Annotated in this window: 26 protein-coding genes; 16 read left to right on the forward strand and 10 right to left on the reverse strand. The window is 70.0% G+C overall.

The genetic code is table 11. From position 1 onward, the window contains the following. The first annotated feature begins 76 nt into the window (after window positions 1-76). Window positions 77-616 carry a UTRA domain-containing protein gene (locus ABZ463_RS30225; RefSeq protein ID WP_352014701.1) on the forward strand — a complete coding sequence of 180 codons (540 nt, stop codon included), beginning with the start codon at window positions 77-79 and terminating at the stop codon, window positions 614-616. A gap of 38 nt (window positions 617-654) precedes the next feature. On the opposite strand, the gene ABZ463_RS30230 is transcribed toward ABZ463_RS30225, so the two are convergent. Genes ABZ463_RS30230 through ABZ463_RS30245 form a run of 4 tightly spaced genes read right to left on the reverse strand, consistent with a single transcriptional unit; the run spans window position 655 to window position 4,146 of the window. Next, window positions 655-1,857: an ABC transporter permease gene (locus ABZ463_RS30230; RefSeq protein WP_352014702.1), complete on the reverse strand. Its 1,203-nt coding sequence runs from the start codon at window positions 1,855-1,857 to the stop codon at window positions 655-657. Beyond that, entirely contained in the window at window positions 1,854-2,531 is a 678-nt protein-coding gene (locus ABZ463_RS30235; RefSeq protein WP_362781247.1) for an ABC transporter ATP-binding protein, read from the reverse strand. The genes ABZ463_RS30230 and ABZ463_RS30235 overlap by 4 nt, the downstream gene beginning before the upstream one ends. Then, on the reverse strand, window positions 2,528-3,682 hold the full coding sequence (locus tag ABZ463_RS30240) for a peptidoglycan-binding protein (protein WP_362781249.1): 1,155 nt from the start codon (window positions 3,680-3,682) through the stop codon (window positions 2,528-2,530). The genes ABZ463_RS30235 and ABZ463_RS30240 overlap by 4 nt, the downstream gene beginning before the upstream one ends. Then, on the reverse strand, window positions 3,679-4,146 hold the full coding sequence (locus tag ABZ463_RS30245) for a hypothetical protein (protein WP_362781251.1): 468 nt from the start codon (window positions 4,144-4,146) through the stop codon (window positions 3,679-3,681). The genes ABZ463_RS30240 and ABZ463_RS30245 overlap by 4 nt, the downstream gene beginning before the upstream one ends. 169 nt (window positions 4,147-4,315) lie before the next feature. Between ABZ463_RS30245 and ABZ463_RS30250 the strand changes: the two genes are divergently transcribed. Together ABZ463_RS30250 and ABZ463_RS30255 are read left to right on the forward strand one after the other, a co-directional pair. Beyond that, a complete protein-coding gene (locus tag ABZ463_RS30250) occupies window positions 4,316-4,969 on the forward strand; it encodes a response regulator transcription factor (RefSeq protein WP_362781254.1) in 654 nt (217 codons plus the stop codon). 3 nt (window positions 4,970-4,972) lie between these two features. Further along, window positions 4,973-6,202, forward strand: a complete 1,230-nt coding sequence (locus ABZ463_RS30255; RefSeq protein WP_362781256.1) for an ATP-binding protein — start codon at window positions 4,973-4,975, stop codon at window positions 6,200-6,202. Between the two features lie 157 nt (window positions 6,203-6,359). On the opposite strand, the gene serC is transcribed toward ABZ463_RS30255, so the two are convergent. Both serC and ABZ463_RS30265 read right to left on the reverse strand, forming a co-directional pair. Continuing rightward, window positions 6,360-7,469, reverse strand: a complete 1,110-nt coding sequence (gene serC, locus ABZ463_RS30260) for a phosphoserine transaminase (protein WP_352014708.1) — start codon at window positions 7,467-7,469, stop codon at window positions 6,360-6,362. Window positions 7,470-7,625: 156 nt separating this feature from the next. After that, window positions 7,626-8,732, reverse strand: a complete 1,107-nt coding sequence (locus tag ABZ463_RS30265) for a citrate synthase 2 (protein WP_352014709.1) — start codon at window positions 8,730-8,732, stop codon at window positions 7,626-7,628. A 168-nt stretch (window positions 8,733-8,900) separates the two neighbouring features. Here ABZ463_RS30265 and pdxH point away from each other — a divergent pair, with 168 nt between their 5' ends. The 5 genes from pdxH (at window position 8,901) to ABZ463_RS30290 (ending at window position 15,004) form a co-directional block, all read left to right on the forward strand. Then, complete coding sequence (gene pdxH, locus ABZ463_RS30270) at window positions 8,901-9,554, forward strand: pyridoxamine 5'-phosphate oxidase (RefSeq protein ID WP_352014710.1); 654 nt, start codon at window positions 8,901-8,903, stop codon at window positions 9,552-9,554. 91 nt (window positions 9,555-9,645) lie between these two features. Continuing rightward, window positions 9,646-10,863 (forward strand): MFS transporter, encoded by a 1,218-nt coding sequence (locus tag ABZ463_RS30275; protein ID WP_352014711.1) that lies wholly within the window; start codon window positions 9,646-9,648, stop codon window positions 10,861-10,863. Window positions 10,864-11,035: 172 nt separating this feature from the next. Further along, on the forward strand, window positions 11,036-11,740 hold the full coding sequence (locus tag ABZ463_RS30280) for a metal-dependent transcriptional regulator (protein ID WP_352014712.1): 705 nt from the start codon (window positions 11,036-11,038) through the stop codon (window positions 11,738-11,740). A gap of 120 nt (window positions 11,741-11,860) precedes the next feature. Then, window positions 11,861-14,089 carry a SpoIIE family protein phosphatase gene (locus ABZ463_RS30285; RefSeq protein WP_352014713.1) on the forward strand — a complete coding sequence of 743 codons (2,229 nt, stop codon included), beginning with the start codon at window positions 11,861-11,863 and terminating at the stop codon, window positions 14,087-14,089. A gap of 138 nt (window positions 14,090-14,227) precedes the next feature. Beyond that, window positions 14,228-15,004 carry an alpha/beta hydrolase gene (locus ABZ463_RS30290; protein ID WP_352014714.1) on the forward strand — a complete coding sequence of 259 codons (777 nt, stop codon included), beginning with the start codon at window positions 14,228-14,230 and terminating at the stop codon, window positions 15,002-15,004. A gap of 69 nt (window positions 15,005-15,073) precedes the next feature. Here the strand turns inward: ABZ463_RS30290 and ABZ463_RS30295 are convergent, their stop codons facing one another. Then, the gene (locus ABZ463_RS30295) at window positions 15,074-15,235 is read right to left on the reverse strand and encodes a hypothetical protein (protein WP_352014715.1); all 162 of its coding nucleotides are present in this window, start codon (window positions 15,233-15,235) and stop codon (window positions 15,074-15,076) included. A gap of 120 nt (window positions 15,236-15,355) precedes the next feature. Here ABZ463_RS30295 and ABZ463_RS30300 point away from each other — a divergent pair, with 120 nt between their 5' ends. Continuing rightward, window positions 15,356-15,883: a hypothetical protein gene (locus ABZ463_RS30300; protein WP_362781261.1), complete on the forward strand. Its 528-nt coding sequence runs from the start codon at window positions 15,356-15,358 to the stop codon at window positions 15,881-15,883. A gap of 98 nt (window positions 15,884-15,981) precedes the next feature. Here the strand turns inward: ABZ463_RS30300 and ABZ463_RS30305 are convergent, their stop codons facing one another. Then, complete coding sequence (locus ABZ463_RS30305; RefSeq protein ID WP_362781263.1) at window positions 15,982-17,127, reverse strand: acyl-CoA dehydrogenase family protein; 1,146 nt, start codon at window positions 17,125-17,127, stop codon at window positions 15,982-15,984. A gap of 288 nt (window positions 17,128-17,415) precedes the next feature. Between ABZ463_RS30305 and ABZ463_RS30310 the strand changes: the two genes are divergently transcribed. From ABZ463_RS30310 to ABZ463_RS30320, 3 genes are all read left to right on the forward strand, one after another. Next, window positions 17,416-18,723, forward strand: coding sequence for a hypothetical protein (locus ABZ463_RS30310; RefSeq protein ID WP_362781265.1), 1,308 nt, complete (start codon window positions 17,416-17,418; stop codon window positions 18,721-18,723). A 61-nt stretch (window positions 18,724-18,784) separates the two neighbouring features. Continuing rightward, complete coding sequence (locus ABZ463_RS30315; protein ID WP_362781267.1) at window positions 18,785-19,663, forward strand: class F sortase; 879 nt, start codon at window positions 18,785-18,787, stop codon at window positions 19,661-19,663. Between the two features lie 364 nt (window positions 19,664-20,027). Continuing rightward, window positions 20,028-20,993, forward strand: coding sequence for a threo-3-hydroxy-L-aspartate ammonia-lyase (locus ABZ463_RS30320; RefSeq protein WP_352014720.1), 966 nt, complete (start codon window positions 20,028-20,030; stop codon window positions 20,991-20,993). Window positions 20,994-21,020: 27 nt separating this feature from the next. On the opposite strand, the gene ABZ463_RS30325 is transcribed toward ABZ463_RS30320, so the two are convergent. After that, a complete protein-coding gene (locus ABZ463_RS30325) occupies window positions 21,021-21,800 on the reverse strand; it encodes a methylenetetrahydrofolate reductase (RefSeq protein ID WP_352014721.1) in 780 nt (259 codons plus the stop codon). 107 nt (window positions 21,801-21,907) lie between these two features. Here ABZ463_RS30325 and ABZ463_RS30330 point away from each other — a divergent pair, with 107 nt between their 5' ends. Next, the gene (locus ABZ463_RS30330; RefSeq protein WP_362781270.1) at window positions 21,908-22,825 is read left to right on the forward strand and encodes a hypothetical protein; all 918 of its coding nucleotides are present in this window, start codon (window positions 21,908-21,910) and stop codon (window positions 22,823-22,825) included. 9 nt (window positions 22,826-22,834) lie between these two features. Next, a complete protein-coding gene (locus ABZ463_RS30335) occupies window positions 22,835-23,362 on the forward strand; it encodes a GNAT family protein (protein WP_362781272.1) in 528 nt (175 codons plus the stop codon). Here the strand turns inward: ABZ463_RS30335 and ABZ463_RS30340 are convergent, their stop codons facing one another. Next, entirely contained in the window at window positions 23,363-24,349 is a 987-nt protein-coding gene (locus ABZ463_RS30340) for an alpha/beta hydrolase (protein ID WP_362781274.1), read from the reverse strand. Between the two features lie 156 nt (window positions 24,350-24,505). Between ABZ463_RS30340 and ABZ463_RS30345 the strand changes: the two genes are divergently transcribed. Together ABZ463_RS30345 and ABZ463_RS30350 are read left to right on the forward strand one after the other, a co-directional pair. Further along, complete coding sequence (locus ABZ463_RS30345; protein ID WP_362781276.1) at window positions 24,506-24,919, forward strand: DUF4259 domain-containing protein; 414 nt, start codon at window positions 24,506-24,508, stop codon at window positions 24,917-24,919. 128 nt (window positions 24,920-25,047) lie between these two features. Further along, window positions 25,048-25,830, forward strand: a complete 783-nt coding sequence (locus ABZ463_RS30350; RefSeq protein ID WP_362781278.1) for a class I SAM-dependent methyltransferase — start codon at window positions 25,048-25,050, stop codon at window positions 25,828-25,830. Window positions 25,831-25,944: the final 114 nt, after the last annotated feature.

The raw sequence follows: 25,944 nt of genomic DNA on the forward strand, positions 1-25,944 counted from the left end.
GGAGCTTTCAGTGGGATCTCAGGAGACAGCGGACCCGAGCCGGGAAAGCGGCGCCACGGGCCACAGGACGCCCCGCGTGGTGGTGCGGCGCTCGCTGCCGACCCAGCCCGCCGTACGCGGCTCGGCCTCGCTCTTCATGACCGAGGCCGCCGCGCAGGGGATCACCCCGGGCCGCCGCATGCTGGGCGTCGGTGAGGAGCCGGCCTCCGGTGACGTCGCGGCGGCGCTGCGCGTCGAGCCGGGCACCGACGTCCTGGCCCGCAGGAAGCTGCTGCTGGCCGGTGACGTCCCGGTGCGGATCGCCACGAGCTACTTCAGGCTCGACCTGTTCGGCGGCACCCCGCTGTGCGACCCCGACTTCGTACGGCCCACGCTCCAGGCGGGCATCGAGGCCCTCGGCCACCGCTTCGGCCACGCCGAGGAGCACCTGGTGGCCCGCCCGCCGAGCGGCTTCGAGGCCGTGACCCTGGAACTCGACCCCGGCGAGTGGATCGTGCAGGTGCTGCGTGCGAGCTACGGAGACGACGACACCCCGGTCCACGTGCTGGAGACGATCTGCGCCGCCTCCCGGCACGTCTTCGTCGTCGCCCAGGTCACCGGCGCCGACGAGTTCTGACCGAGGGCCCCTTTCCCGGGCACTGGTCTCAAGCCGGGTCATCCGGTGGCGAGCGCCTGGGTCGGCGTGAGCCGGGCCGCCCCGCGCGCCGGATAGAGGCCCGCGACCGCGCCGATCAGCGTCGAGGCGACGACCCCGCCCGCCAGGGCCTGGACGGGCAGGACCAGCGGCCAGCCACGGGACGCCGCGTAACCCAGCGTGACGAGAACGCCGAGCAGGACGCCGGACAGACCGCCGAGGAGGGACAGCACGACCGACTCGGCCAGGAACTGCAACCGGATCTGACCCCGGTTGGCGCCGAGGGCGCGGCGGAGCCCGATCTCCTGGCGGCGTTCGAGCACGGAGATGACCATGGTGTTGGCCACCCCGACGCCGCCGACCAGCAGGGCGACCGCGCCCAGGCCGAGAAACAGCGAGTTGAAGGTCGAGGCGGCGGCGAGCTGGGCGGTCAGGGCGTCCGAGGGGCGGCTGACCTGGACCTCCTCGGGGTCGCGCGGGTTCACCGCGGAGGCGAGCACCTCCCTGACCGCCGTGACGGCCTCCTCGTCGGAGCGCTCGTACAGGGTGGTCGGGTGGCCGTCGAACCCCAGGAGTCCTTCGGCGACCGGCCAGCCGACCAGGGCCGACCGGTCGATCTCGGGGTTGAGCGGCAGGGAGTCCAGGACGCCGATGACGGTGAACCAGTGCCCGGCGAGATAGACCTGGGCGCCGGGTTGTCCTACCCCGAGCCTGCCTGCGGCGACCGAGCCCAGCACCGTGGCCGGATACATCTCGGTCGCGGAGTTGAGGAAGACTCCCGAGCGTACGGATCCCCCCAGCGTGGTGAGCAGGTTGAGCCTGGTCGCGGCCACCGCGATCCCGCCGGTGTCCGCTTCCGGGATCTTGTCGGTACGGCGCACCGTGCCGTTCTCCACGGCGCCGACCGCGGTGACCGACCGGACCGAGGGGACGCGGGCGACCATGCCCACCGACTCCACCGGCAGCCTGGCGTTCTCCCCGAACAGGCTCTGGCCGGGGTGGACGGTGAGCATGTCGGTCCCCAGCGTCCGGATCTGGTCCAGCAACTGCTGTCTGCTGGCCGCGCCGACGCCCAGCACGGCGACCATGGCGGCGACGCCGATGGCGATGCCGAGCGCGGAGAGGGCCGCCCGCAACGGCCGTCCGCGCAACCCCACCAGCGACACCCGCAAGACGACGGCGGCTGAGAGCCGAGCCGAAGGAGGAAGCGGTACGGAGCTCATGAGCCCTTCCCGTCGTAGTTGATCCGGCCGTCGAGGATCTCCACCCGGCGCGGCAGGCTGCGGGCGATCTCCTGGTCGTGGGTGACGATGACGATCGTGGTGCCGTCGGCGTGCAGTTCGCGGAGCAGGCTCAGCACGCCGGCGCCCGAGGCGGAGTCGAGGTTGCCGGTCGGTTCGTCGGCGAAGACGACCGCGGGACCGGCGACGAGGGCGCGGGCGACCGCGACCCGCTGCCGTTCGCCGCCGGAGAGCTCGTGCGGCCGGTGACTGAGCCGGTGGCCCAGGCCGACGCGCTCAAGGGCCGCGGTGGCGCGCCGGGCGCGGGTCCCGGTGGACACGCCCTGGTAGAGCAGTCCGGTGGCCACGTTGTCGACCGCGCTGAGGTGCGGTGTGAGGAAGAACCGCTGGAAGACGAAGCCGATCCAGCTCGCCCTGACCGCGGAGATCTGCCGGTCGCGGAGGGTCGCCAGGTCGTGCCCGAACATCCGGACGGTTCCGCTGTCGGGCAGTTCGAGCGCCCCCAGGATGTGCAGCAGGCTCGACTTGCCGGAACCCGAAGGGCCGACGACGGCCAGCAGCTCCCCGCGACGCACCGACAGCGACACCTCGCGCACCGCCGCCACCCCGCCCGGATAGGTCTTGGACACCTTCTCAGCGGTGATCACGGCGGTCATGACGACGGCACCTCGACGCGTGCGCCCTCGGTGATCCCGGGGCCGCTGACCTCGACCAGCCCGAGGGCGAAGGAGCCGAGCCGTACCGGGACGTCGTGTCCGGCGCCGGACACGTCGACGACGCGGACCGCGTAGGAGTCCTTGCTCCGGGCGAGCAGCGCGGCCACGGGTACGGCGAGCACGTTCCGGTCCACCCGGCTGGTGAAGCTCACGGTCACCGGGGCGCCGTCCAGCCCGCCGGTGGCCTTACGCCCGGTGAGGACCACCTCGACGGGGACGGTCGCCTCGCCGGTGGCCTGACCGGGCTGTCGGTCCTGGGCGGAGCCCGACGGGGCGGTGGCCACCGCGCTCACCCGCCGGACGCGTCCCGGCACGGTCCGCCCGTCCGGCAGGTCGACGCTCACCTTGGCGTTCCTGACGGCCAGCTGCCGCCGGTTCACCGGAAGGTCGACGTTGACGACCTGCCGGGTTCCGGTGGCCCTGACGACGACCCCGCCGGCGGTGCCGCCCGAGACGCCGGGCACGGCGGCGATCCGCAGGGCCTCCGGGGCGACGACGGCGTCGCCGGGGTTGACCACCCCGGTCTGTTCGACGCCGAGGTGACGCTGCCAGCGCCGGACGGCACGCGAGGTGGCGTAGCCGAAGTGCCTGTCGACCGTGACGTCCTGTCCGTGGCCCAGCGCCACCAGGTTTCCCTCCAGGACGGCGATGTCCTGCCCGTCGCGCACCCCCTGCCGCAGCGGGCGCCACAGCGGTGTCGCCCCGTAGAAGAGCGGTACGGAGTGCCCGTTCACGCCGTACACCCGCTGCCCCCGGCGTACGGTCCGTCCGGTGGGGGGCAGCCAGGTGAGGGTGCCTCCGTCGGCGGAGACGAGATAGGAGCCGGAGTGGCCCAGCGTCCCGTCGATCTCCTCGTGGTCGGCGAGGTCGGTGCGGACCACCGGGGCGGTGGTCACGGCCGCCTCCCGTGGCGCCGGGGTGGGGGACGGCGGCCGCGTCACGACCACGACGGTCGCGGCCACGGCGACCGCGAGACCGGCGGCGGCCCACAGCAGGCGGCGACGGCGCCGGGGGTGCCGCTTCGCGGCGGGTCCGGGCGCGGTGCCGGCCTCACCGGTGCGTGAGAAGTCGCGGAAGGAGGGGTCCCTCATCCCGCGCCGCCGGAGGACGACTTCCGGCAGGCCAGCAGCGCCTGCTGCACCTCGGGGTCGTTGAGCCGGTCGCGGATGGTGAGCCCCTGACCTGGCTGGGGATCCGGCGCGTCGACGCCCTTGCCCCGCAGGCACCGGGCGATCGCGACCATCCGGTCCATGTCCTCGGAACCGCCCATCTTCTCCTGTGCCTTGACGGGCAGGTACTGCCGGCACGCCTTCATCGCGGCCTGCAGGGCGGCGGTGTTCCCCGGTTTGGGGATGGTGACGGCCCCGGGCCGGTCGGGGTCGGGCATCTTCACCCCGTTCTCCCGCATGCACCGCGCGTAGGCGACCCCCTGGTCCTGGGCGTTCGGCGTGCCCGTACCGGTCTGCGCGTTCCGGCCGGAGTCTGTGGTGCCGCAGCCCGTCAGGACCAGTGCGGCGGCGATCGTCACGGCTCCGCCGAGCCGGGGAGTTCTCATGGCTTTTCGACCTTCCGTCTTCCGTGGTACGGCGCGGCCGTGAATGGCGGCGCCGTGCTCCACAGGTCTACAGACGGGGGCGTTCGGCTGACGTTTCCGTCATCGGAAACATCGGCTTTATCCACGTCGCCCTACTGTGGCGACACACCCACCTGAGGAGAGGCGTGCCATGCGCGTGCTGATGGTCGAGGACGAGCGTGTGCTGGCCGACTACGTCGCCGACGGGCTGCGCGGAGAGAACATGACGGTCGACGTCGCCTACGACGGGACCGACGCGCTGAGAAGGCTCGCCCGCTCCGACTACGACGTGGTGATCCTCGACCGGGGCCTTCCGGGGGTCTCCGGTGACCAGGTGTGCGAGGAGCTCACCAGGGAGGGCAGCAGGACCAGGGTGCTGATGCTCACCGCGGCGGGCGGTGTCCGCGACCGGCTCCAGGGCCTCAGCCTGGGCGCCGACGACTACCTGCCCAAGCCGTTCGACTACTCCGAGCTGCTCGCCAGGGTGTCGGCGCTCGGCAGGCGGACCGGTACGGCGCTGCCCCCGGTGCTGCGGTGCGGCGGTCTCACGCTGGACACCTCACGGCTGCGGGCCTCCCGTGACGGGGTCCCGCTGGCGCTGTCCCCCAAGGAGTTCGCCGTCCTGGAGGTGCTGATGTCGGCTCAGGGACGGGTCGTCAGCGCCGAGGAGCTGCTCGAACGGGCGTGGGACGAGAACGCCGACCCCTTCACCAGCGCCGTCCGCGTCGTGATGGCCAAGCTGAGGGCCAAGCTGGGAGACCCGCCGGTGATCGAGACCGTGCTGGGCATCGGATACCGGATCTGAGCCGTGGCGGCCTCGCGCCGGGCGCCCGCGCGGTGGCGCGGCCTGCCGGTCAGGGTCAGGCTCGCCGCGGTACAGGGCGGGCTCATCCTCGCCGCGGGGACGGTCGTCGTCCTCGTCGTCTACTTCCTGCTGGCACGGAGCGTCGACTCCAAGGTCAAGGTGATCTCCTTCACCAACAAGCCGACCGCGAGGTCGCCGGGCGAGTCGGTGGACGTCATCGTCTCCATGGCCAGGTCCTACACGACCGAGGCCGTCGACAGGCGGCTGGCGCAGGCCCGCCACGAACTGCTGCACCAGCTGTTCACCACGTCCGCCGCCTGCCTGGCCGTACTGGTCGTCATGGCCGCGCTCATCGGCTGGTGGCTGGCGGGCAGGATGCTCAGGCCGCTCAACCGGATCGCGGAGACCGCGCGGCGCCTCTGCCTGGACAACCTGCACGAGCGCATCGAACTCAGGGGACCGGACGACGAGCTCAAGAGGCTCGCCGACACCTTCGACGACATGCTCGCCAGGATCGAACAGGCCGCCGACAGTCAGCGTCGTTTCGTCGCCAACGCCTCCCACGAGCTGAGGACCCCGCTGGCCGTCCAGCGCACGGTGCTCCAGCTGGGGCTGGCCGGGCCGATGTCGGAGAAGGTGGTCCGGGCCAGACGGGAACTGCTGACCATCAACGAACGCAGCGAGCGGCTGATCGAGGGGCTGCTGCTCATGGCGCAGAGCGACCGGGGCCTGGCGCGCAGGGAGCCCATCCCGCTCCACGAGGTCGCGGGGGAGGTCCTGGCCCAGTACACCGACGTCGCCGCCGCGGCCGGTGTGCGCACGGAGCTGAGGTCCGCGCCGGTCGAGATCTCCGGCGACCGGGTCCTCATCACGCAGCTCCTCATGAACCTGGTGCAGAACGCGATCCGCTACAACCGTCCCGGCGGTGTGGTCGAGGTGAGCGTCACGGCGTCGGGCGGCCTGACGGTCGGCAACACCGGCCAGGACATCCCCCCGGACAAGGTCGACGAGCTGTTCGAGCCCTTCGTCCGGTTCGGCGAGGCGAGGTCCGGCCCCAGGGAGGGAGCCGGTCTGGGGCTGTCGATCGTCCGTTCCATCGTCGCCGCCCACCGCGGCGTGGTCGTCGCCCGCGCCCGCTCAGGCGGAGGCCTGGAGGTCAGCGCGACGCTGTCGCCCGCCGGACCCGGACTCCGGCCGCGCCTTCCACAGGATTCCCGAGCCGCCGGAACGTGAGGGCTCGGGACGGAGCTGAGAGGGCGCTGGGAGCCCGTTTCCCGGCGCGCCCAGAAAGGGCCCGGCCTCCGGGCTCCACGGGTGCCCGCGTGGTCACCAGGGCCTCCGGTGGGGGAAGGACGTCGCCCTTCCCCCGCCGGACAGGCTCAGAGAAGGGCTAGAGCCGCTCGACCACGTGGTCGATGCACTTGGTCAGCGCCTCGACGTCGTCGGGGTCGACGGCCGGGAACATCGCGATGCGCAGCTGGTTGCGGCCGAGCTTGCGGTAGGGCTCGGTGTCCACGATGCCGTTGGCGCGCAGGACCTTGGCGACCTCGGCGGCGTCGACCTCGGCGGAGAAGTCGATGGTGCCCACCACGTTCGAGCGGAACTCGGGAGCGGCGAACGGCGAGGTGTAGGAGGTCTTCTCCGCCCACGTGTAGAGCCGCTGGGCCGAGTCGGCGGTGCGGGCGGTGGTCCAGGCCAGGCCGCCGTTGCCGTTCATCCACTCAAGCTGGTCGGCCAGCAGGAACAGCGTGGCCACCGCCGGGGTGTTGTAGGTCTGGTCCTTGACGGAGTTGTCGATCGCCGTCGGCAGGCTGAAGAACTCGGGGACGTACCGGCCGCTGCCGGAGATCTCCTCGACCCTGGCCAGCGCGGCCGGGGACATCAGGGCGAGCCACAGACCGCCGTCGGAGGCGAAGCTCTTCTGCGGGGCGAAGTAGTAGACGTCGAACTCGCTCGCCTCGACGGGCAGGCCGCCCGCGCCGGAGGTGGCGTCGACCAGGACCAGCGAGCCCTCCTCGCCGACCCGCTTGATCGGCATCGCGACGCCGGTCGAGGTCTCGTTGTGGGTGAGCGCGTAGACGTCCACGCCCTCTTCGAGACGGGCCTCGGGGTGGCTGCCCACCTCGGACTTGATCACGGTCGGGTCGCCCAGCCACGGGGCCTTCGCCACGACGGAGGCGAACTTGGAGGAGAACTCGCCGAAGTGCAGGTGCTGCGACCTCTCACGGACGAGCCCGAAGGCGGCGATGTCCCAGAACGCGGTGGTGCCGCCGTTGCCGAGGACGACCTCGTACCCCTCGGGGAGGGAGAACAGCTCCCGCAGGCCCGCACGCACGCGCCCGACGAGCGACTTGACGGGCTTCTGCCGGTGGGAGGTGCCCATCAGGGTGGAACCGGAGGCGGCCAGAGCCGCCAGCTGCTCAGGTCGTACCTTCGAGGGCCCGCAGCCGAAACGGCCGTCGGCGGGCTTGATGTCAGAGGGAATCACGATGTCAGCCACCTGAACAGCGTACTGAGCCCGCCGCGCGATCCCGCTCGGGGTCCGTATTTCGAGACGTGCGTGGTGTCCGGAATGAGACTGAAATCACCCGATAAACACGAGACGGCTGCCGCGCGAGAGTGCGTCGCGCGACAGCCGTACGAGACTGATCGGGGGTCAGAAGGAGGCGAGGACCTCGGCGGCGCCGGGGACGTCGTTGATCGAACGCTGCGGTGGGCCCACGTACTTGGCGCTGGGGCGGACCAGCCTGCCCGTGCGCTTCTGCTCCAGGATGTGAGCCGCCCAGCCCGCGGTGCGTGCGCAGGTGAACATGGAGGTGAACATGTTGGCGGGGACCTCGGCGAAGTCCAGGATGACCGCGGCCCAGTACTCGACGTTGGTGGCGAGCACCCGGTCGGGCTTACGGGCGTGCAGTTCTTCGAGGGCGGCCTGCTCAAGCGCCGCGGCGACCTCGTAGCGGGGCGCGTTGAGCTCCTTGGCCGTACGGCGCAGCACGCGGGCCCTGGGGTCCTCGGCCCGGTAGACCCGGTGACCGAAGCCCATGAGCCGCTGGCCGTTGTCCAGCTCCTGCTGGACCCACTTCTTGGCGTCGCCCAGCTTCTCGACGCCCTCGATCATGTGCAGCACGCGGGCGGGGGCGCCCCCGTGCAGCGGGCCGGACATGGCGCCGACCGCTCCGCTCAGCGCCGCCGCGACGTCGGCACCGGTCGAGGCGATCACCCGGGCGGTGAAGGTGGAGGCGTTCATGCCGTGCTCGGCGGCGGACGTCCAGTAGGCGTCGATCGCCTTGACGTGCTTGGGGTCGGCCTCGCCCCGCCAGCGGATCATGAACCGCTCGACGATGCTCTCGGCCTTGTCGACCTCGCTCTGCGGGACCATCGGCAGGCCGAGGCCGCGCGCCGACTGGGCGACGAAGCTGAGGGCGGTCACACTGGCGCGCGCCAGGTCGGCGCGTACCTGCTCGGCGTCGATGTCGAGCACCTGGTTGAAGCCGTACGCGGGGGCCAGCATGGCCAGCGCGCTCTGTACGTCGACGCGGATGTCACCGGAGTGGACAGGGATGGGGTACGGCTCGGCCGGGGCGAGGCCCGGCTGGAACGTGTTGTCGACGAGCAGGCCCCACACGTGTCCAAAGGAAACGCGACCGACAAGCTCCTCGATGTCGACGCCCCGGTAACGAAGGGCGCCCCCTTCTTTGTCCGGTTCCGCGATCTCCGTCTCGAAGGCCACCACGCCTTCGAGCCCGGGTTTGAAGTCGGACATTCTCGGCCGCCTCCCTTTCTTGAAGTCAAAGCCTTGATGTCGAGATACCGGCGGGTCATATTCAACCCCCTAGGGCGCGGTGGTGTGCCGCCGGACCCGCCGGAACGCGATCGTCCCAGGTGGGGGCGGTGCGCATGCTCTCCGTCAAGCACGGGAGAATACCGTCCCGTGGATGCCACCTCGCGCCCGCCTTCGCTTGCCGGGCTTCGCCGCACCTACGAAGGTCTCCCTCTGCTTGAGGAAGATCTCGCCCCCGACCCCGTCAGCCAGTTCGCCCGATGGTTCGACGACGCCGTGGCGGCCGAGCTTCCCGAGCCGAACGCGATGGTCGTCGCGACCAGCTCGGCCGGCGGCAGGCCGACGGCAAGGACCGTCCTGCTGAAGGGCTACGACGAGGACGGATTCGTCTTCTACACCAACTACGAGTCACGCAAGGGCCGCGACCTCACCGAGAACCCCAGGGCCAGCCTGCTGTTCCCCTGGCACTCCATCCGCCGCCAGGTGAGGATCGAGGGCCACGTGGTACGGCTGCCGCGGGAGGAGTCGGCCGCCTACTTCAGGTCCCGTCCCTACGGCTCGCGCATCGGGGCGTGGGCCTCACGGCAGTCGGCCGTCGTGCAGTCCAGGCGGGAACTCGACGAGCGCTACGCGGAGCTGGCCGAGCGCTGGCCGGAGGACCCGCCGGTGCCCGACTTCTGGGGCGGTTTCCGGGTCGTGCCGTCGGAGGTGGAGTTCTGGCAGGGTCAGCTCGACCGCATGCACGACCGTCTCCGCTACCGCCGTACGGGCGCCTCGTGGACCGTCGAACGCCTGGCCCCGTGACTTGTTACCTGGCCATTACTGATATATCCCCATATGTCCTAAGGGCTGAGGGGGATACGTGGCGGTCAGGAATCTCGTCAGGAGACTCGCGGTGGACACCCGTCCACTGCGGGTCCCGGCCTACCGGCGGCTCTGGATGGGTCAGGGCGTCTCGTTCATCGGCTTCCAGCTCACCTCGGTAGCGGTCAGCGCCCAGATCTACGGCATGACCGGCTCCTCCTTCTGGGTCGGCATGCTCGGCCCGACCAACCTGATCCCGCTGGTCGCCTTCGGCCTGTGGGGCGGGGCCGTCGCCGACGCCGTCGACCGGCGCAAACTACTGCTGGTCGGCTCCCTGATCGCCTGGAGCGCGACGCTGGCCCTGCTCGCCCAGGCGCTCCTGCAGGTGTCGAGCATCGGCCTGCTGCTGGCCACCGTCGCCGTCCACGCCACCGGGTTCGCCATCACCGGCCCGACCCGGGGGGCGATCATCCCCAGGCTCGTCTCCACCGAGCTCGTCCCCGCCGCCAACACCCTCAACTTCCTGGTCGGCAACCTCGGGACCGTGATCGGCCCGCTGATCGCGGGCTTCGTGCTCGCCCAGAGCGGCGTCGCCGTCGCCTACCTGATCGACGCCCTGCTGTTCGGCGCCGGCTTCTACGCCGCCGTACGGCTGCCGCGCCTCGAACCGGTCGGCGCGGTGACCAGCCCCGGCCTGCGCTCCGTCGTGGACGGCCTGCGCTACATCTCCGGCCACCCCGTGGTGATGATGTCGTTCGTCGTGGACATCATCGCCATGGCGTTCGCGCTGCCCAGGGCGCTGTTCCCCGAGATCGTCGCCGAACGCTTCGGCGGTGACCCGCTCGCGTTCGGCTGGCTCTCGGCGAGCATCTCGATCGGCGCGGTCCTCGGCGGCCTGCTGTCCGGCTGGGTCGGCCGGATCAGCCGACAGGGGCTCGCCCTGACGTTCGTGATCGCCGCCTGGGGCGTCAGCGTCGCCCTGGCGGGACTGGTCGGCCAGCTGTGGCTGATGATCGCCCTGCTGGCCCTGGGCGGCGCCGCCGACCTGGTCTCGGCCGTCTGGCGGCAGACGATCCTGCAGACCCACGCGCCCGACGACATGCGCGGACGCATGCAGGGCGTGTTCACGGTCGTGGTCGCCGGAGGCCCCAGGCTCGGAGACCTCAGGGCGGGCGCGACGGCCGTGTGGTTCGGCGCCACGGCCTCCTGGGTCGGCGGGGGGATCGCGTGCGCCGTGGTGGTGCTCGCGGTCGGGCTGGCCGTACCGGCGTTCAGGCGTTACCGTTCCGCCGCCGCGGGGTCCAAGTGATCAGAGTGTTTGGGCAGGTTGGGAAGGATTTACCTGCCCCCGATGTTGCCATCGTTGGCCGCTGTGGGCGGATCTCGCAATAGGGTCAGAGTCCGAGGACTTCAGGTCTGTCGCTGTCCCCAGGGGAGGACGCCGCGACCGGCCTTGGAACGAGATAAGGACGGGAGGAGCCTTGACCGCACACGGCCTGATCGACACCACGGAGATGTACCTCCGCACGATCTTCGAGTTGGAGGAGGAGGGAATCACCCCTCTCCGTGCGCGCATCGCCGAGCGGCTTCAGCAGAGCGGTCCCACCGTCAGCCAGACGGTGGCCCGGATGGAGCGCGATGGCCTGGTCAGGGTTGAGGGAGACCGGCACCTGACGATGACCGACCTGGGACGCACGCTCGCCACGCGCGTCATGCGCAAGCACCGCCTCGCCGAGTGCCTGCTCACCCAGGTGATCGGCCTGCCATGGGAGGAGGTGCACGTCGAGGCCTGCCGCTGGGAGCACGTCATGTCCGAGTCCGTCGAGGCCAGGCTGGTCACGCTGCTGAACCACCCGAAGGAGGACCCGCACGGCAACCCCATCCCGGGCCTTGAGGAGTTGGGCGTCGCGGCCCAGGACGGCGCGGCCTGGCAGTCACTGCCGTCGATGGCGGCGCTGGCCGGACCCAGGGATATACCCGTTGTCGTCCGCCGAATTAGCGAACAAGTGCAAAGTGATCCGGCTGTGATGCTTAAACTCAAGCAAGTTGGGATACAACCCGGACGCGAGGTAACGCTCGCGGCAAGCGACGACGGTGTGCGGGTGACAGGTGACGACAAGGCGGAGAATACTCTGGCGGACCTCCCGCGAGACATCGCCGCGCATGTCTTCGTCTCCACCCGATGACCAAGATCCATCTGCTTGGTTGAAATCCCCCCGGGAGACCCTCCACTCCCCTGCCGAGACCGCAGCAGGAGCAACCGTGGTTCGCTTTGCGCAAAGCCGTCCCCAAGGGGTGGTCGCTGGATGAAACGGTGGGGGGATCTCTCACAGGACACCGCCGACCACCTTTCGGCGCATTCGGTCCTCGACCATGCCGAGATGGCGGTGGTCGTCACCGACCGCTTCAGCAACGTCGTCTACTGGAACCCCTTCGCGGAACGGCTGTTCGGCAGGCCGGGCCCGGCGGCCCGCGACCAGTCACGTTCCCTGGGCATCATGGAGAAGGACCACCCCCTCGCCGTCGAGCTCGCCAAGCACGTGCTCAAGGGCGGGGTGTGGGAGGGCACCTTCGACGTCAAGCGCGGCGACGGCACGATCATCTACGTCCGGGCCCAGGCCGTGCCGCTGCGGCACCAGTCGGGCTCGGTCACCGGCATCGTCATCACCGCCAGGGAGGCGATGCGCAGCAACGAACGCGAGAAGGACCGCTACGGCCTGCTCGAACGGATCGGCGAGCGCCTCGCGGGCTCGCTGTACGTCGAGGAGACGCTCAACCGCGTCGCCGAGATGCTCGTCCCGCAGTTCGCCGACCACTGCTTCATCGAACTCATGGACAACGGCAGGCTGACCAGGAAGGTCTCCAGCCACGTCCCGGGCTGGAGCCCGCCGCCCAACACCTGGGCCCCCATCGGCGCCGACATCAACTACCCGACCGGGCACTACGCCGAGATCGCGCTGCGGCGCCAGGAGACGATCCTCGTCGAGGACTTCTCCCAGACCAACTACCCCAGCCCCGGAGAGGCCAGCACCCGCCTCGCCGCCGAGATCGGGATGACCTCGGCCATCGTGGCGCCGCTGTGCGTGCGCGGTGAGGTCCTCGGGCTGATGTACCTCGGCCTGTCCAACCTGACCGACCGGCGCAGCCCGCACTACGACGCCTTCGACCGTGACTTCGTCGGTGCCGTCGCGACCCGGGTCGCGCTCGCCGTGGACAACGCGCTGCTGTTCGAGGAGGAGCGGCACACCGCCGAGTCCTTCCAGAAGAACCTGCTGCCCCCCGCGCCGCTGCCCGAGCTCGACGGCCTGGAGATCGCGGTCCGTTACTGCCCCGCGGCGCCGCTCGCCTCGCATGGCCAGGGCATCCAGACCCAGGTCGGCGGCGACTGGTACGACGTCATCCCGCTGTCGGCGGGCCGGGTCGGCATCGTCATCGGCGACGTCGAGGGCAGGGGAGCCAAGGCCGCCGCCGTCATGGGCCAGCTCAGGGCCGCGCTGCGGGCCTTCGCCCAGGACGACAAGCCACCCGCGGAGATCCTCGCCAGGCTCGACGACTGGACCCACAGCATCGCCACCCCCGAGTGGGACGACAGCGGTGCCGACATCAGCGTCCCGCCCATCGTCACCTGCCAGTACCTCGTCTACGACGCCTGGTCGCGCCAGCTGTCCTTCGCCAACGCCGGGCACGCCCCGCCGCTGCTCCTGGTCGACGGCACCTGCAGCGAGCTGGAGATCGAGGAGGTCGGCAAGCCCCTGGGCGTCCGCGCCCGTGGCATCAACGCCGACCTGGTCTACAAGGAGGAGACCCGCACGCTGCCCGCGGGGGCCGCGCTGCTGCTCTACACCGACGGCCTGGTCGACCGCCGCCCCCTGCGCGACGCCGACGGCAGGCCGCCGAGCGACGAGGAGACCCTCGCCGCGCTCTTCGGCAAGCTCATCGAGGTCTCCGACGACACGGTCGAGAACATCGCCCAGGCCGCGACGGACGCCGTCCCCGGCGAGATCGACGACGACATGGCCATCCTGGTCGTCAGGTCCGCCCGTGACGAGCTCGACGTCGAGGAACGCACCTTCCCCGCCCAGCCCATCATGGTCGGCGAGGCCCGCAGGATGGCGGCGGAGGCCTTCAGCGGCTGGAACGTCCCCGAGGAGCGCGCCGAGCTCGCCTGCCTGCTGGTCTCCGAGGTGGTCACCAACGTCGTGCTGCACGCGGCGAACGCCAGCGTCCCCCGTCGTGACCTGGTGATCGACACCACCACCCCCTTCTCCTTCGACGAGTCGTGGGACATCCCGGGCTTCGAGGACGAGGTCGTCAACGAGAAGGAGTTCACCCTGAGGCTCCGCAGGGGAGGCGAATCCGTCTGGGTCGAGGTGTTCGACCAGGACCTGCGCCTTCCCCGCATCCGCAGCGCGGGGGAGAACGACGAGGGTGGCCGGGGTCTCTACCTCGTCGACCAGCTCGCCAAGCGCTGGGGCTCCCGCCCGACCAGAGAGGGTAAGGCCGTCTGGTTCGAGATCCCCACCAAGTCACGCTGACCAGAATCAAGATCACTGCCAGGTTTCGTGAGCTTGTCCGGAAATTTCCCGCAGGTTACGCGTCCTGAGCCGGTGAGGCGGTCAGGGCATGGCGCCCCCGTCATAGAAGCCGGGGACGATCGGTGCTTCACTCGGGGGATGGATCTGGCCTTCGAACGTCGCGGGACAGGGGAGCCCCTGGTCCTGCTGCACGGAATCGGTCACCACTGGCAGGCGTGGCTGCCGGTGCTCGACCTGCTCGCGGCCGAGCGGGACGTGATCGCCGTCGACCTTCCCGGCTTCGGTGCCTCCCCGCCGCTGCCGCCGGGCTCGCCGTACACGGTGGAGAGCCTCGCCGACGCGGTCGAGACGTTCTGCGCGAGGCTCGGCTTCGGCGAACCCCACGTCGCGGGCACCTCCCTCGGCGGATACGTGGCCCTGGAGCTGGCCTCACGGGGGACGGTCCGTACGGCCACGGCGCTGTCGCCCGTCGGATTCTGGAACCGGAGCGAGCTGGTGTACTCGCGGGCGGTGCTCAGGACGTTCCGGGCACTGGCCTTCGCGCTGGACTCGGAGCGGGGCGAGGCCCTCGCGGCGAACCCGCTGGGTCACACGCTGGCCGCCGGGCTGCTCGTCGGCCACCCGTCCAGGCTCTCCGCACAGGACCTCTCCTCGGCCAGGCGGGCGCTGCGGGAGGCGCCGGGGTTCGACGACACCCTCGACTCGTTCGTCTGGCTGATGCCTCCGGCGCCGCCGAAGACGCCGGTGACCATCGCCTGGGGCGACCGCGACCGGCTGTTCCCCCGTCGGCAGGCCGTACGGGCCGCCAGGTGGTCGGGGCAGCGGGTGCGGCTGCTGCGGGGGTGCGGGCACCTGGCGATGAACGACGATCCGGCCCTGGTCGCGCGGGTGGTGCTTGAGGGGTCACGGAGCTGACGACGGGACCGTCGGCCCCGTTCCGTACGGCGTGCGGGGCCGGCCTCGTCGGGTCGGCGGCTCGGTGGGCTAGCGGAAGGTCTGGCCCCAGAGGGCGAGCATCACCAGGATGAAGACGATCATGATGCCGGCGTAGGCGACCGTGCCGAGCCGCATCGCGCGCCGTACCCGGTTGAGCCCCCAGGCGAACAGGAACGCCAGGAAGACCAGCAGGATCAGTCCGCTGTCCATCAACACCGCCTCAGGGGGAGCCTACGGTGACCAGTATGCGTCGACCGTGAGGATCTTGTGGCGATTAACCACGACACCGTTTCTCGTGGAATGGTGCTGTCCGTGAGTAGATGGGTGAAAGTGACACGCGTTCCTTCGGCCGTCCGGGGCTCCGTGCTCGCCGTCGCGCTCGCCGCCTGCCTGGCGGCCTGCTCCTCGGGAGGCTCGGGGACCTCGGGAGCCTCGGGGGAGAGCCCCTCGGCCGCCGCGTCGCCCACTGCGTCCGTCACCGCTGACACGTCGCAGGTGCCGTCCGAGACACCCAGTGAGAGCGTGCCGGACGTTCCGGTGGAGCCGAGCGCCACCCCCACGGCGACGCCGACACGCAGCGGGAGCGTTTCGCGGGTCGACGACGTGACGGGGCGGCTCAGCCCGCTGGGGAAGGAGTCGGTCGTGGTCGACGCTTCCGACGGGCCGCACGAGGTGCACCTCACCGGTGACACGGTCGTGCTCGACACGCAGGGGAGCGTCTGCCAGAAGGGGGCGGTTCCGCACCGCTGCACGTCGGCGGAGCTGTTCAAGGCGCTCAAGGCGGGGGTCACGTTCGAGGCGAGGGTACTGATCTCGGAGGGCGACGCGATCAAGGTCGAGGAGATCGTCAAGGAGTGAGGGACCGGGCCGCCCTTCCGTGGTGGGAGGGCGGCGTCCCGGCGTTCCCGGGGCGTTCCGGCGTCTCCGAGGGGTCATCCGAGAGGTCATTCGAGGGGTCAGAAGCCGAACGAGCGGCCGATGATCTCCTTCATGATCTCGGTCGTGCCGCCGTAGATCGTCTGCACCCGGCTGTCGATCCAGGCCTTGGCCACGGGGTAGTCCATCATGTAGCCGTAGCCGCCGTGCAACTGCAGGCAGCGGTCGATGACCTTGTTCTGCAGCTCCGTGGTCCACCACTTGGCCTTGGCCGCGTCCACCGCGCTCAGCTCCCCGGCGTTGAGGGCGAGGACGCACCTGTCCACGTAGTGACGGGCGATCTCCAGCTCGGTGTCCAGTTCGGCCAGGACGAACCGGGTGTTCTGGAAGCTGCCGATGCTGCGGCCGAATGCCGTACGGGACCTGCAGTACTCGATGGTCTGCGCCAGGACGGCCTCCGCCGAGGCCACCGCCATGACCGCGATCGACAGGCGCTCCTGCGGCAGGTTGGCCATGAGCTGGTAGAAGCCCCGACCCTCCTGCCCACCGAGCAGGTTGGCCGCGGGAACCCGTACGTCGTCGAAGAACAGCTCCGCCGTGTCCTGGGCGTGCATGCCGATCTTCTCCAGGTTGCGGCCCCGGCCGAAGCCCTCCATGCCCCGTTCGACGACCAGTAGCGAGACACCCTTGGCGCCCGCCTCCGGGTCGGTCTTGGCGACCACGACGACGAGGTCGGAGTTGATGCCGTTGGTGATGAAGGTCTTCTGGCCGTTGACGACGTAGTGGTCGCCCTCGCGCCTGGCGGTGGTCCTGATGCCCTGCAGGTCGCTGCCCGCGCCGGGCTCGGTCATCGCCACGGCCGTGATCAGCTCTCCCGAGGCGAACCCGGGCAGCCAGCGGGCCTTCTGGTCGTCGTCGGTGAGGTCGACGAAGTACGGCGCCATCACGTCGTTGTGCAGGGAGAAGCCGAGACCGGTGGCGCCGATCCGCATGACCTCCTCGACGATCACGGTGTTGTAGCGGAAGTCCTTGATCCCGGCGCCGCCGTACTCCTCGGGCACTCCGAAGCCGAACATGCCGATCTCCCCGGCCTTCTTCCACACCTCGCGGGGGACGATGCCGTCCTTCTCCCACCGGTCGTGGTGGGGAACCACCTCGCGGGCCATGAACTCGCGCACGGTCTCCTGGAAGAGCAGGTGCTCCTCCTGGAAGAGGTCTCGTCGCATGGGCTTGCCTCCTTGGGATACGAGGACAGAATACGATTCTGTTACCCATAGGTACACCCAGGTGACGGGCGTTGTACGGCCTCCGCCGGAGATTCGGGCGGATCACAAGTCCGCCACAGTCTGCTGGGGGTCTTGTCATCTTCCTGCGTCATGCTGGGGCTGGGCAGTACGATCCGGAGCGAGTTGTGACTTTATGACCGGTTTTATGGCCAGATCCGATGATCGGAGCGACCAGTGGTTCGGTGGGGAGCAGGACTCCGCAAGGCAGTCGCGGCGTCAGTCCTAGGGGTGGCGGCTGGTTCCCTGGTCGTTCTGACGAGCTCTCAGAGCGTTGCCGACACGGACACCTATATCTCGGACTTCTTCTGCACTCCTCCGGTAAGTGATTTGGCTCCGGATGGAACGAAGATTCAGGTCAGGGTCGCTTTTCCGACGAAGGTCTATATCGGGCAGTCACTTGATATCAAGTGGACTCTGGGTGATTCCCCTTTCAAGGCTCCGGAGGACTCGCCCGCGAAGGCGCGTGTGGTCGCCCGGGGCAGCGCGGGGATATCCGACTACTGGAGTGGCACGGGAACGCTTGACTCGATGGGAGAGACCGTCGTCGCCAACGCTCTGCAGAAGGGCGCGCCGCTTCCCCTCCCCACATTGGCGCCAGGTTCCTACATCGTGGGGAAGGAAGGCGAGATCAAGGTCACGCCCAGGAGTCTCACGGTGCAGTACCTGCCCTCCGATGAGGTGACCGTCGTCAACGACAGTGTCAACGGGGCGGAAAACTCTGCGATCAAGTATCCCGGGGGCAAGTGGATTCGCAGGGCCGACGACAAAATCGACGACATCGGGAAAGACGTGCACGCGACCACTGATGATGGCGCGACCGCCGAGTTCTCGTTCACCGGCACCGGTGTCGAATACGTCACCGAACGCGATGACGACATGGGTGAGGTCGAAGTCAGCTTCACCGAGGCTGGAAGTACGATCCCGCAGGTGACGAATGTCAATGCATCAAAGGAGACGGACGGCCAGACCAACGTTCCGGCTGATGTGAAGCGGACGCAGCAGGTTCTTTGGTCCGTGAAGGGCTTGAAGTATGGAAAGCACACCGTCAAGCTGAAGAACGCTTCCCCTGGAAAGTATTTGATCGTCGACGCTTTCAGGGTGCTCAAGGAGCCGAAGCCCGAGCTTTATACGGATGTCGACAACTTCAATGCTGTCTGTAAGCCCACCAAGGCCGAGACAGTGCCGGTGAAGGTCGAGAAGGCGCCTACCCCCACGCCTACGGCGACCACCCCGACCCCCACCCCCACCAGGACTCCGACCGTGGTGCCCAGCACCTACTACACGACCGTGCCGCCCCACACCGCCACCCCCAAGCCCACCCTCACCGTCACCGCGACCGTGACCCCCACCCGGCCGACGCCGACCGCTCCTCAGGTGATCGTGACGCCCAGCGGTGGTGCGCAGACGGGTGAGGCTCCCGACGAGAATCGTTCGGGCGCGGGGCTGATCGGCGGCGGGACGGCGATGGTGCTCGCGAGCGTGGTCGGCGGAGTGGCGTTGAGGCGGCGGCGTGCGGCGCACAGCCAGGGCCGCTGACACGAAGCGGGTCGATAGGGGACAGTAGGCGCATGCGCGGGGACAGGTAAGGAGGCGCCGGGTGTATCCAGGGCCTTCACAGGGTCAGGGCCCCTACTACGGCGGCGGCCGTCCGCCCAGGAAGGGCGGCGGCCTCCTGCTGCCCACCCTGCTGGTGGTCGGCTCGCTCGGCGGGGTCGCCGCGATCATGGCCGGGCTGCTGACCTACCTGACGCCGGTCGCCGACGACGAGCCGTACGGCCCACCCGTGCCGCGGGCGGCCGACAGCATGATCGTGCAGGACGTCCCCACCCAGGGTGGCCAGGAGACGCAGGCCGTACAGCCGGGGCAGTCGCAGGATCCGCAGCCGCAGGAGCCGGTCGCGGCGGCCCCCGCCGAGGTGGGGCACGGAGGGCTCGACGTGCCGTTGACGGCCGCCGCTCCCACCGCTCGTCCGCCGCTGCCCGTGGTCAAGCCGCCCGCGCCGCTCAAGAGCGCGGGGGTACGGCCGAACAAGCTGGCCATTCCCAAGATCGGGCTGCTGGCTCCGCTGATGGCGCTGGGTGTCGACGCCAAGAAGGAGATCCAGACCCCGCCGTTGAGCAAGCCGAACCTGGCAGGTTGGTACAAGAACGGCCCGGTCCCCGGGCAGCAGGGCCCCTCGGTGGTGCTCGGGCACGTGAACACCCGTAGTGGGGCGGCCGTCTTCAGCCGCCTGAAGGAGATCAAGCGCGGGGACAAGATCAAGGTCTCCAGGTCGGACAGGACCATCGTGGAGTTCACCGTGGACGGGGTCGAGCAGGTCAGCAAGACGTCGTTCCCGTCGAAGCGGGTCTACGGCAACACCGGAGAGGCGACTCTGCGCCTGATCACCTGTGGCGGCGTCTACAATAGCCGGACCCACCACTACACCGACAACATCATCGTCTACGCGACCCTGTCGGCCACCCGCAAAGCCTGACCCGAGAGGCCTGGCCTGCAAAGCCTGACCCGCGAAGTCTGAGCCGATCAGTCTGGTCCGTGCAGCCCGCTCCGCGGTACCCGACCCGCGAGGCCTGGTCCGGGAAGTCCGGCTCGCAGGGTCTTGGTCCGTGAGGCCCGACCCGCGGAACCCGCCCTACAGGGTCTGATTCGCGGTGCCTGACCCACAAGCCCCGACCTGCGAGGACCGTCCCGGGAAGCCTGGTCGACGGGGCCCGGATCCGTGCGGCCCGACCGGGAGGCGGACCGGCGGGAGGGCTGACGCGAACGGCCGGGGCGGTTACCGTGGTCGTGTCGAAGATCGTTGCGAACCGTCGAAGAACCCCGAAGGGGAGAAGCCGCCGATGCTCCAGCTGCCGACCTACGACGACGTCCGGGACGCCGCCGCCCGTATCTCCTCCCACGCGCACCGCACCCCCGTGCTGCGCTCGCGCCGGATCAACGAGAGCGTCGGCGCCGACGTGGTGTTCAAGTGCGAGAACCTCCAGCGCATGGGCGCCTTCAAGTTCCGTGGCGCGTTCAACGCCCTGTCCCGGTTCACCCCGGAGCAGCGGCGCGCGGGCGTGGTCGCCTACTCCTCGGGCAACCACGCCCAGGCCGTGGCGCTGGCCGCCAGGATGCTGGACATCCCGGCCACGATCGTCATGCCCCACGACGCGCCCGCCGCGAAGGTCGCCGCGACCAAGGGGTACGGCGGGCGGGTCGTCGGCTACGACCGCTACGCCGAGGACCGTGAGGAGATCGGCCGCGCGCTGGCCGTGGAACACGGGCTCACGTTGATCCCGCCGTACGACCATCCGGACGTCATCGCGGGGCAGGGCACCGCCGCCCTGGAGTTGCTGGAGGAGGTCGGCGACCTCGACGCGCTGTTCGTGCCGCTCGGCGGGGGCGGGCTGCTGTCCGGCACCGCGCTGGTGGCCAAGGCGCTGTCGCCGGGCTGCGCGCTGTACGGCGTGGAGCCCGAGGCGGGCGACGACGGCCTGCGGTCCCTGCGCCAGGGGAGCGTCGTCCACATCGACACCCCGGTGACCATCGCCGACGGCGCGCAGACCCAGCATCTCGGCGCCCACACCTTCGCGATCATCAGCCGTGACGTCGACGACATCGTCACCGCGACCGACGCCGAGCTCGTCGAGGCCATGCGGACCTTCTTCGCCACGATGAAGATCGTCGTCGAGCCCACCGGCGCACTCGGCCTCGCCGCCGTCCGCAGGCTCGCGGGAGACCTGGCGGGACGGCGGATCGGTGTGATCATCAGCGGCGGCAACGTCGACGTCGACCGTTTCGCCGCACTGCTGACCGGCCGCTGACCGGCCGGGCGTTCTGGGACGAACCTGTCAGAGCAGTTCCTCAAGCCGGGCGGCGACCTGGCGGTAGCGGGAGACCGGGATCAGGTGAACCCCGTCGAAGGCGCCGGAGTCGCGGATCTTGAGGACCTGCTCGCAGGTGGCCTCGACCCCGGCCTGGCGGTCGGCGGCGACCGCGCGGACCAGGTCCTCGGGGATGTCGATGTCCGGGATCGCGGCGGAGAGACGCCGGGCGTGGTTCTCGCTGGCCAGGACCATCACGCCCGCGTAGACGGGGACCTCGACGGGGTTGGCCTCCCGCCACCTCAGCAGGGCCTCCAGGGAGAAGCTGACCTGGACGAAGACGAAGTCGGCCGCGTGCTTCCAGGCGGGCAGCGGGCGAAGGCCGGCGGCCGTACCGATCTGGAAGGGGCGCACCCCGGCGAAGGCGGGGTCGTCCGGCAGGGCACGGACCTCCTCGATCATCGCGCGCACGTTCAGGTCGCCGGTGCGGTTGCCCGTCGCCGGCTTGTCCCCGTAGACGAACAGGAAGCGGTCGACGCCGTAGGCCGCGGCGGTCAGCAGGTCGCGGCGGAACCCCAGCAGGTTGCGGTCGCGTGAGTTGAGACACGCGATGCTACGGCCTCCCATCGCCTCGACCTCGTGCGCGACCGCCACGCTGGAGACCGTGGCACGGCCGATGTGGTTGTCGGGCACCAGGAAGGTGTCGGAGATCTTGCTCAGGGTTCCGATCTGGTGCCGGACGTGCATCAGGTCGGGCCGGGTCGGCGGCTCGATCTCGCAGATCACCTGGAACGGGGAAGTCGTCATGGACCAAATGTAGGCAGGCCGAAGCGGGGAGGCCACCTGCTTTCCTCGCGTATAAAGCGCCGGGGAAAAACGGAAATCGCATTTCTGAAACGGTTAGGATCCAGCGCATGGCGACTACGCGGGCCGGCAACCGTAGAATCCGGATAATCGTCGACCCCGCCCTTCCCGAGGAGACGGCGACCGTCCTCGGTGACAACGCGCTCATGCTCGAAAAGGTGCGAAAAGGCTGGAAGCCCCTGCCGCCGCCCAGGAAGCGGTCGGCCGCCTCCCTCGCGGTCAAGGGAATGCTGACGGCATTGGCCCTTGTCGCCGCGGTTTTCGTCGGCGCCGGTCTCCTGATCGAGATCGTGCTTTCCCTCACGCTGGCCGGTCTCGTCGTCGCCGCGATACGGGCCGCCAGCGACGCGGAGGACCGCCTTTCTCCGGAACACGTCTTGTACGGCCTCGCCGAAGACTGCCGGGAGAGTTATCTCCTTGAGGAGGATTTCGACGACGCGGCGAGAGAACTGCTCGTCAGGACGAGGACGGCGGCCGGTTCGATCCTCGGTTCGCGGGTCAACGCCGAGGGTCTTCTCGACGACGTGCGCAACACGGTGGTCCTGCCCGCGCAGGAGTGGGAGATCGCACGCCTGCTGGCCAAACTGTCCGCGTTGCGCGCGGAGCACAGGACACTCATGGCCGGTGGGGTGACCCCGGAGGTCTCGGCCGCGGTGCGGCCCCTGGAACGGGTGCTGGCCGAGAGCGAGAAGGCGGTCGTCGCCAGGGTCGAGGCGATCGAACGCTACGCCGCCCATGTCGCGCGGGCGGAACAGGCCCAGCGGGCGCATGACCAACTGCGGGCGTTCGCCGAACGACTGCCGCGCTACGAGGAGCTGCTCGCCGAGTCGGGGGCGGACGCGCTGGCCGTACCCGAGGTCGGGCGGCTGGCCGAGGAGGCCGACGAGCTTGAGCGGGCGCTGCGGGACAGCCTCGGGGCGGCGCGGGAGGTCTTCGGGCATCTGGACGGTTCGCCCGGCGGTTCGTAGCGTGACGGCATGAGCGTTGATCAGGTGGCGTTACGGCCGATCGTCGAGGAGGACCTGGAGACGCTTGAGCGCTTCTCCGTCGAGCCGGAGGCGGCGGGGCTGTTCGGCTGGCTCGGCTGGTCGGACCCCGGCAGGTGGCGCAGGAAGTGGGTGAAGAACGGCTTCTTCGACGCCGAGGGTGGCCTGTTGCTGGTCGTCAACGGCGCGGAGCGGCTGGGCTTCGTCTCCTGGCGCAGGATCCTGACCGCGCAGACCTCACACTGCTGGAACCTGGGGATCGCCCTGCTGCCCGAGGCCAGGGGCCGGGGCTTCGGCACCCGGGCGCAGCGCCTGCTGGTGGAGTACCTGTTCGCGCACACGCAGGTGGTCAGGGTCGAGGCGGTCACCGAGGACGCCAACCTCGCCGAGCAGCGCGCGCTGGAGAAGGCGGGCTTCACCCGGGAGGGCGTGCTGCGCGGTTACTCGTTCAGGAACGGTCACTGGCGTGACGGGGTGATCTACAGCGTGCTGCGCGAGGAGGTCGACCTGCCCGGCTGATCACCCGGCGGCGACTCTGGCGATCTCGGCGAGGACGAGGCCGGGCTGGGCGTTCTGCACGTAGTGCTCGGTGGTCGAGGCCGTCACCAGGCGACCCCGGCTCGACAGCGCCGCCAGGCTCCTGGCGTGCCTGGTGTCCTCCTCCGGCTGTCCCGCCGGGACGATCACCGTGACCGGCAGATCGCCCCACGCCCCGGGACGGACCGTCGCGGCCACCTGGGCGGCGCTGTCCACCGACGCCCACGCCTCGGCGCGGGCCGCCGCCATGCTGCCCGAGCCGTAGACGACGGTGGCGTTCGCGCGGGCCGTCGGGGTCGCCTCCGGAGGCACGAAGGCGTCGCCGCGCAGTCTGAGCAACCCGACCCGGGCGACGAACTGGTTGACGCCGAGCTGTACGGCCATCAGCGGCCGGGAGATCCGCAACGCCGTCAGGGCCGTCTCGTCGGTGACGTCGATCAGCACGAGCCCGGCGGTCAGGCTCCGCAGGCGGTCGGCGAAGACCCGTACGACGTTGCCGCCGAAGGAGTGCGCGACCAGCACGTACGGCCCGGCCTCCCCGGAGGCGGCCAGCAGCGCGTGCAGCTCTCCGGCCAGGCGCTCCGCCGTACGGGGGGAGGGTCCCTCCTGGCTCCAGGCGTATCCCGCCCGGTCGTAGGAGCACACCCGGGAGCGGGCGGACAGGCGGCGCTGGATCACCTCCCAGCTCGCGCTCGACTCGGCCAGTCCCGCTTCGAGCACGACGGTCGGGGCGCCCCGGCCGGTGCAGTACAGGTGCAGGCGGTGGCCGCCCACGTCGACCAGCCGCCCCGGTGCCCGGTGCTCCCGCGCGTCGGCCCGTGAGGCGTTCGACTCGTAGGCGAACCCCACCCCAGAGGCCAGCACGAGCAGGACCAGGGTGAGGGCCGCTGCCCGACGCAGTGTCCGCAGCAGTCTGCGACCTCTCCTGGGGCGTGGTCTCGTGGAGCGTTCCGGGTTTCTGTCCGCCATGTCTCGAAGGTAGGGACGCGGATGGCCCGTTTCCTCCTCCATGCTGGGGGACCCGTCCACGCCCCCTCATCCGGCGGAAGGAGAACTTTGGGTGATTTGTCGGAGGTGCCACCTAAGCTCCGAACCGAGGAAGAGGCCGGTGAGGAGAGGTGCGACATGGGAGCCTGGGATCTGGGACCGTTCGACAACGACGGGGCACTCGACCTGCTGGCGCATCTCGACGGTACGGCGGACCCGGCGGCGGCCCTGTCGGAGGCGCTGCGGGAGATCCTCGACCAGGACGACTACGTCGAGGGGCCGGACATGGCGGGCGCGGTCGCGATGGCCTGTCTCACGATCGCCCGTCTGGCCGGTGCCGAGTCCGTCGCCCTGACCGACCCGGTGGCGGTCAGATGGCTTGAGGGCAACCCGTTCCAGGTGGACGCGGCGTTGCGCGGGCTCGCCGCCGACCTTCTCGACCGGGCGGCCCGCCCCGGGGACAACGAACTGTACGACCTGTGGCAGGACGCGGACTCCCTTGACGAGTGGCTCGCGACCCTGACTCCCTACCGCCGGGCGCTGGCCGGGTGATCGACGGTCACCCGGAGTGATGGTATGGCCCTTTTACCCGAGGGTTCACCGGTGTCCACCAGGCGTTTTACCAGGAAAACCCTTTTTTTCACGATGAGCCATGAAATATGGACCTATATCGTGATGGCATGGGTGGACCCAGCGCTTTCCCCGGCATCGACCCCGAGTCCGCGGCCCGCAGGGCGTCATCGTTCGGCGGCCAGGCTGAGGCCTACGCGCGGGAGCGGCCCGACTACCCCGACGCCGCCGTGCTGTGGGCGCTCGAACCCGTCAGGGGCTCGCAGCCTCCGCGCGTCCTCGACCTGGGAGCGGGCACCGGGAAGCTGACCGAGGTGCTGCTGAGGCACGTCACCGATGTCGTCGCGGTCGAGCCGGACCCGGCCATGCTCCGCCAGTTCCGGGTGCGGCTGCCCAGGGTCGAGGCCCTGCCGGGCGGCGCGGAGCGGATCCCGCTGCCGGACAGTTCGGTCGACGCGGTCCTGGTCGGGCAGGCGATGCACTGGTTCGACCTCGACCGGGCCGCGCCGGAGATGGCCCGGGTCCTGGCGCCCGGCGGGGTGGTCGCGGGGTTGTGGAACCTCGACGACGACCAGGTGCCGTGGGTGAACGGGCTGAAGGAGGTCGCGCGCAGCACGGTCTCCCGCACGCAGTGGCGTCCCGACATGCTCGAACTCGGAGAGCCGTGGTTCGGCCCGGTCGAGCAGGCCTGGTTCCCGCACAGCCAGCGCAGGACCGCCGAGTCGATGGTCGCCACGATCGCCACCCACTCCCACGTGCTGACGCTTTCCGAGGGAGACCGCGCCGAGCTGCTGGGCAGGATCGCCGACTACCTGCGCTCGACCCCGGAGACCGCGCGGGGTGAGTTCGAACTGCCGATCACCACGGTGGTGATCCGGGCGCTGCGCGCCTGAGAGGTCTTTTTCCTGGCGTGCACTGTCTTGATGAGACAGGACGGAATTTATGCCCGTTTTGCCAAGACACGTGCATCTCTCTGCTTGTGTTCATAGGATCTATGCCGGACTGTG

It is taken from the genome of Streptosporangium sp. NPDC020145, from assembly GCF_040631275.1.
In the GTDB taxonomy this organism is placed as follows: domain Bacteria; phylum Actinomycetota; class Actinomycetes; order Streptosporangiales; family Streptosporangiaceae; genus Streptosporangium.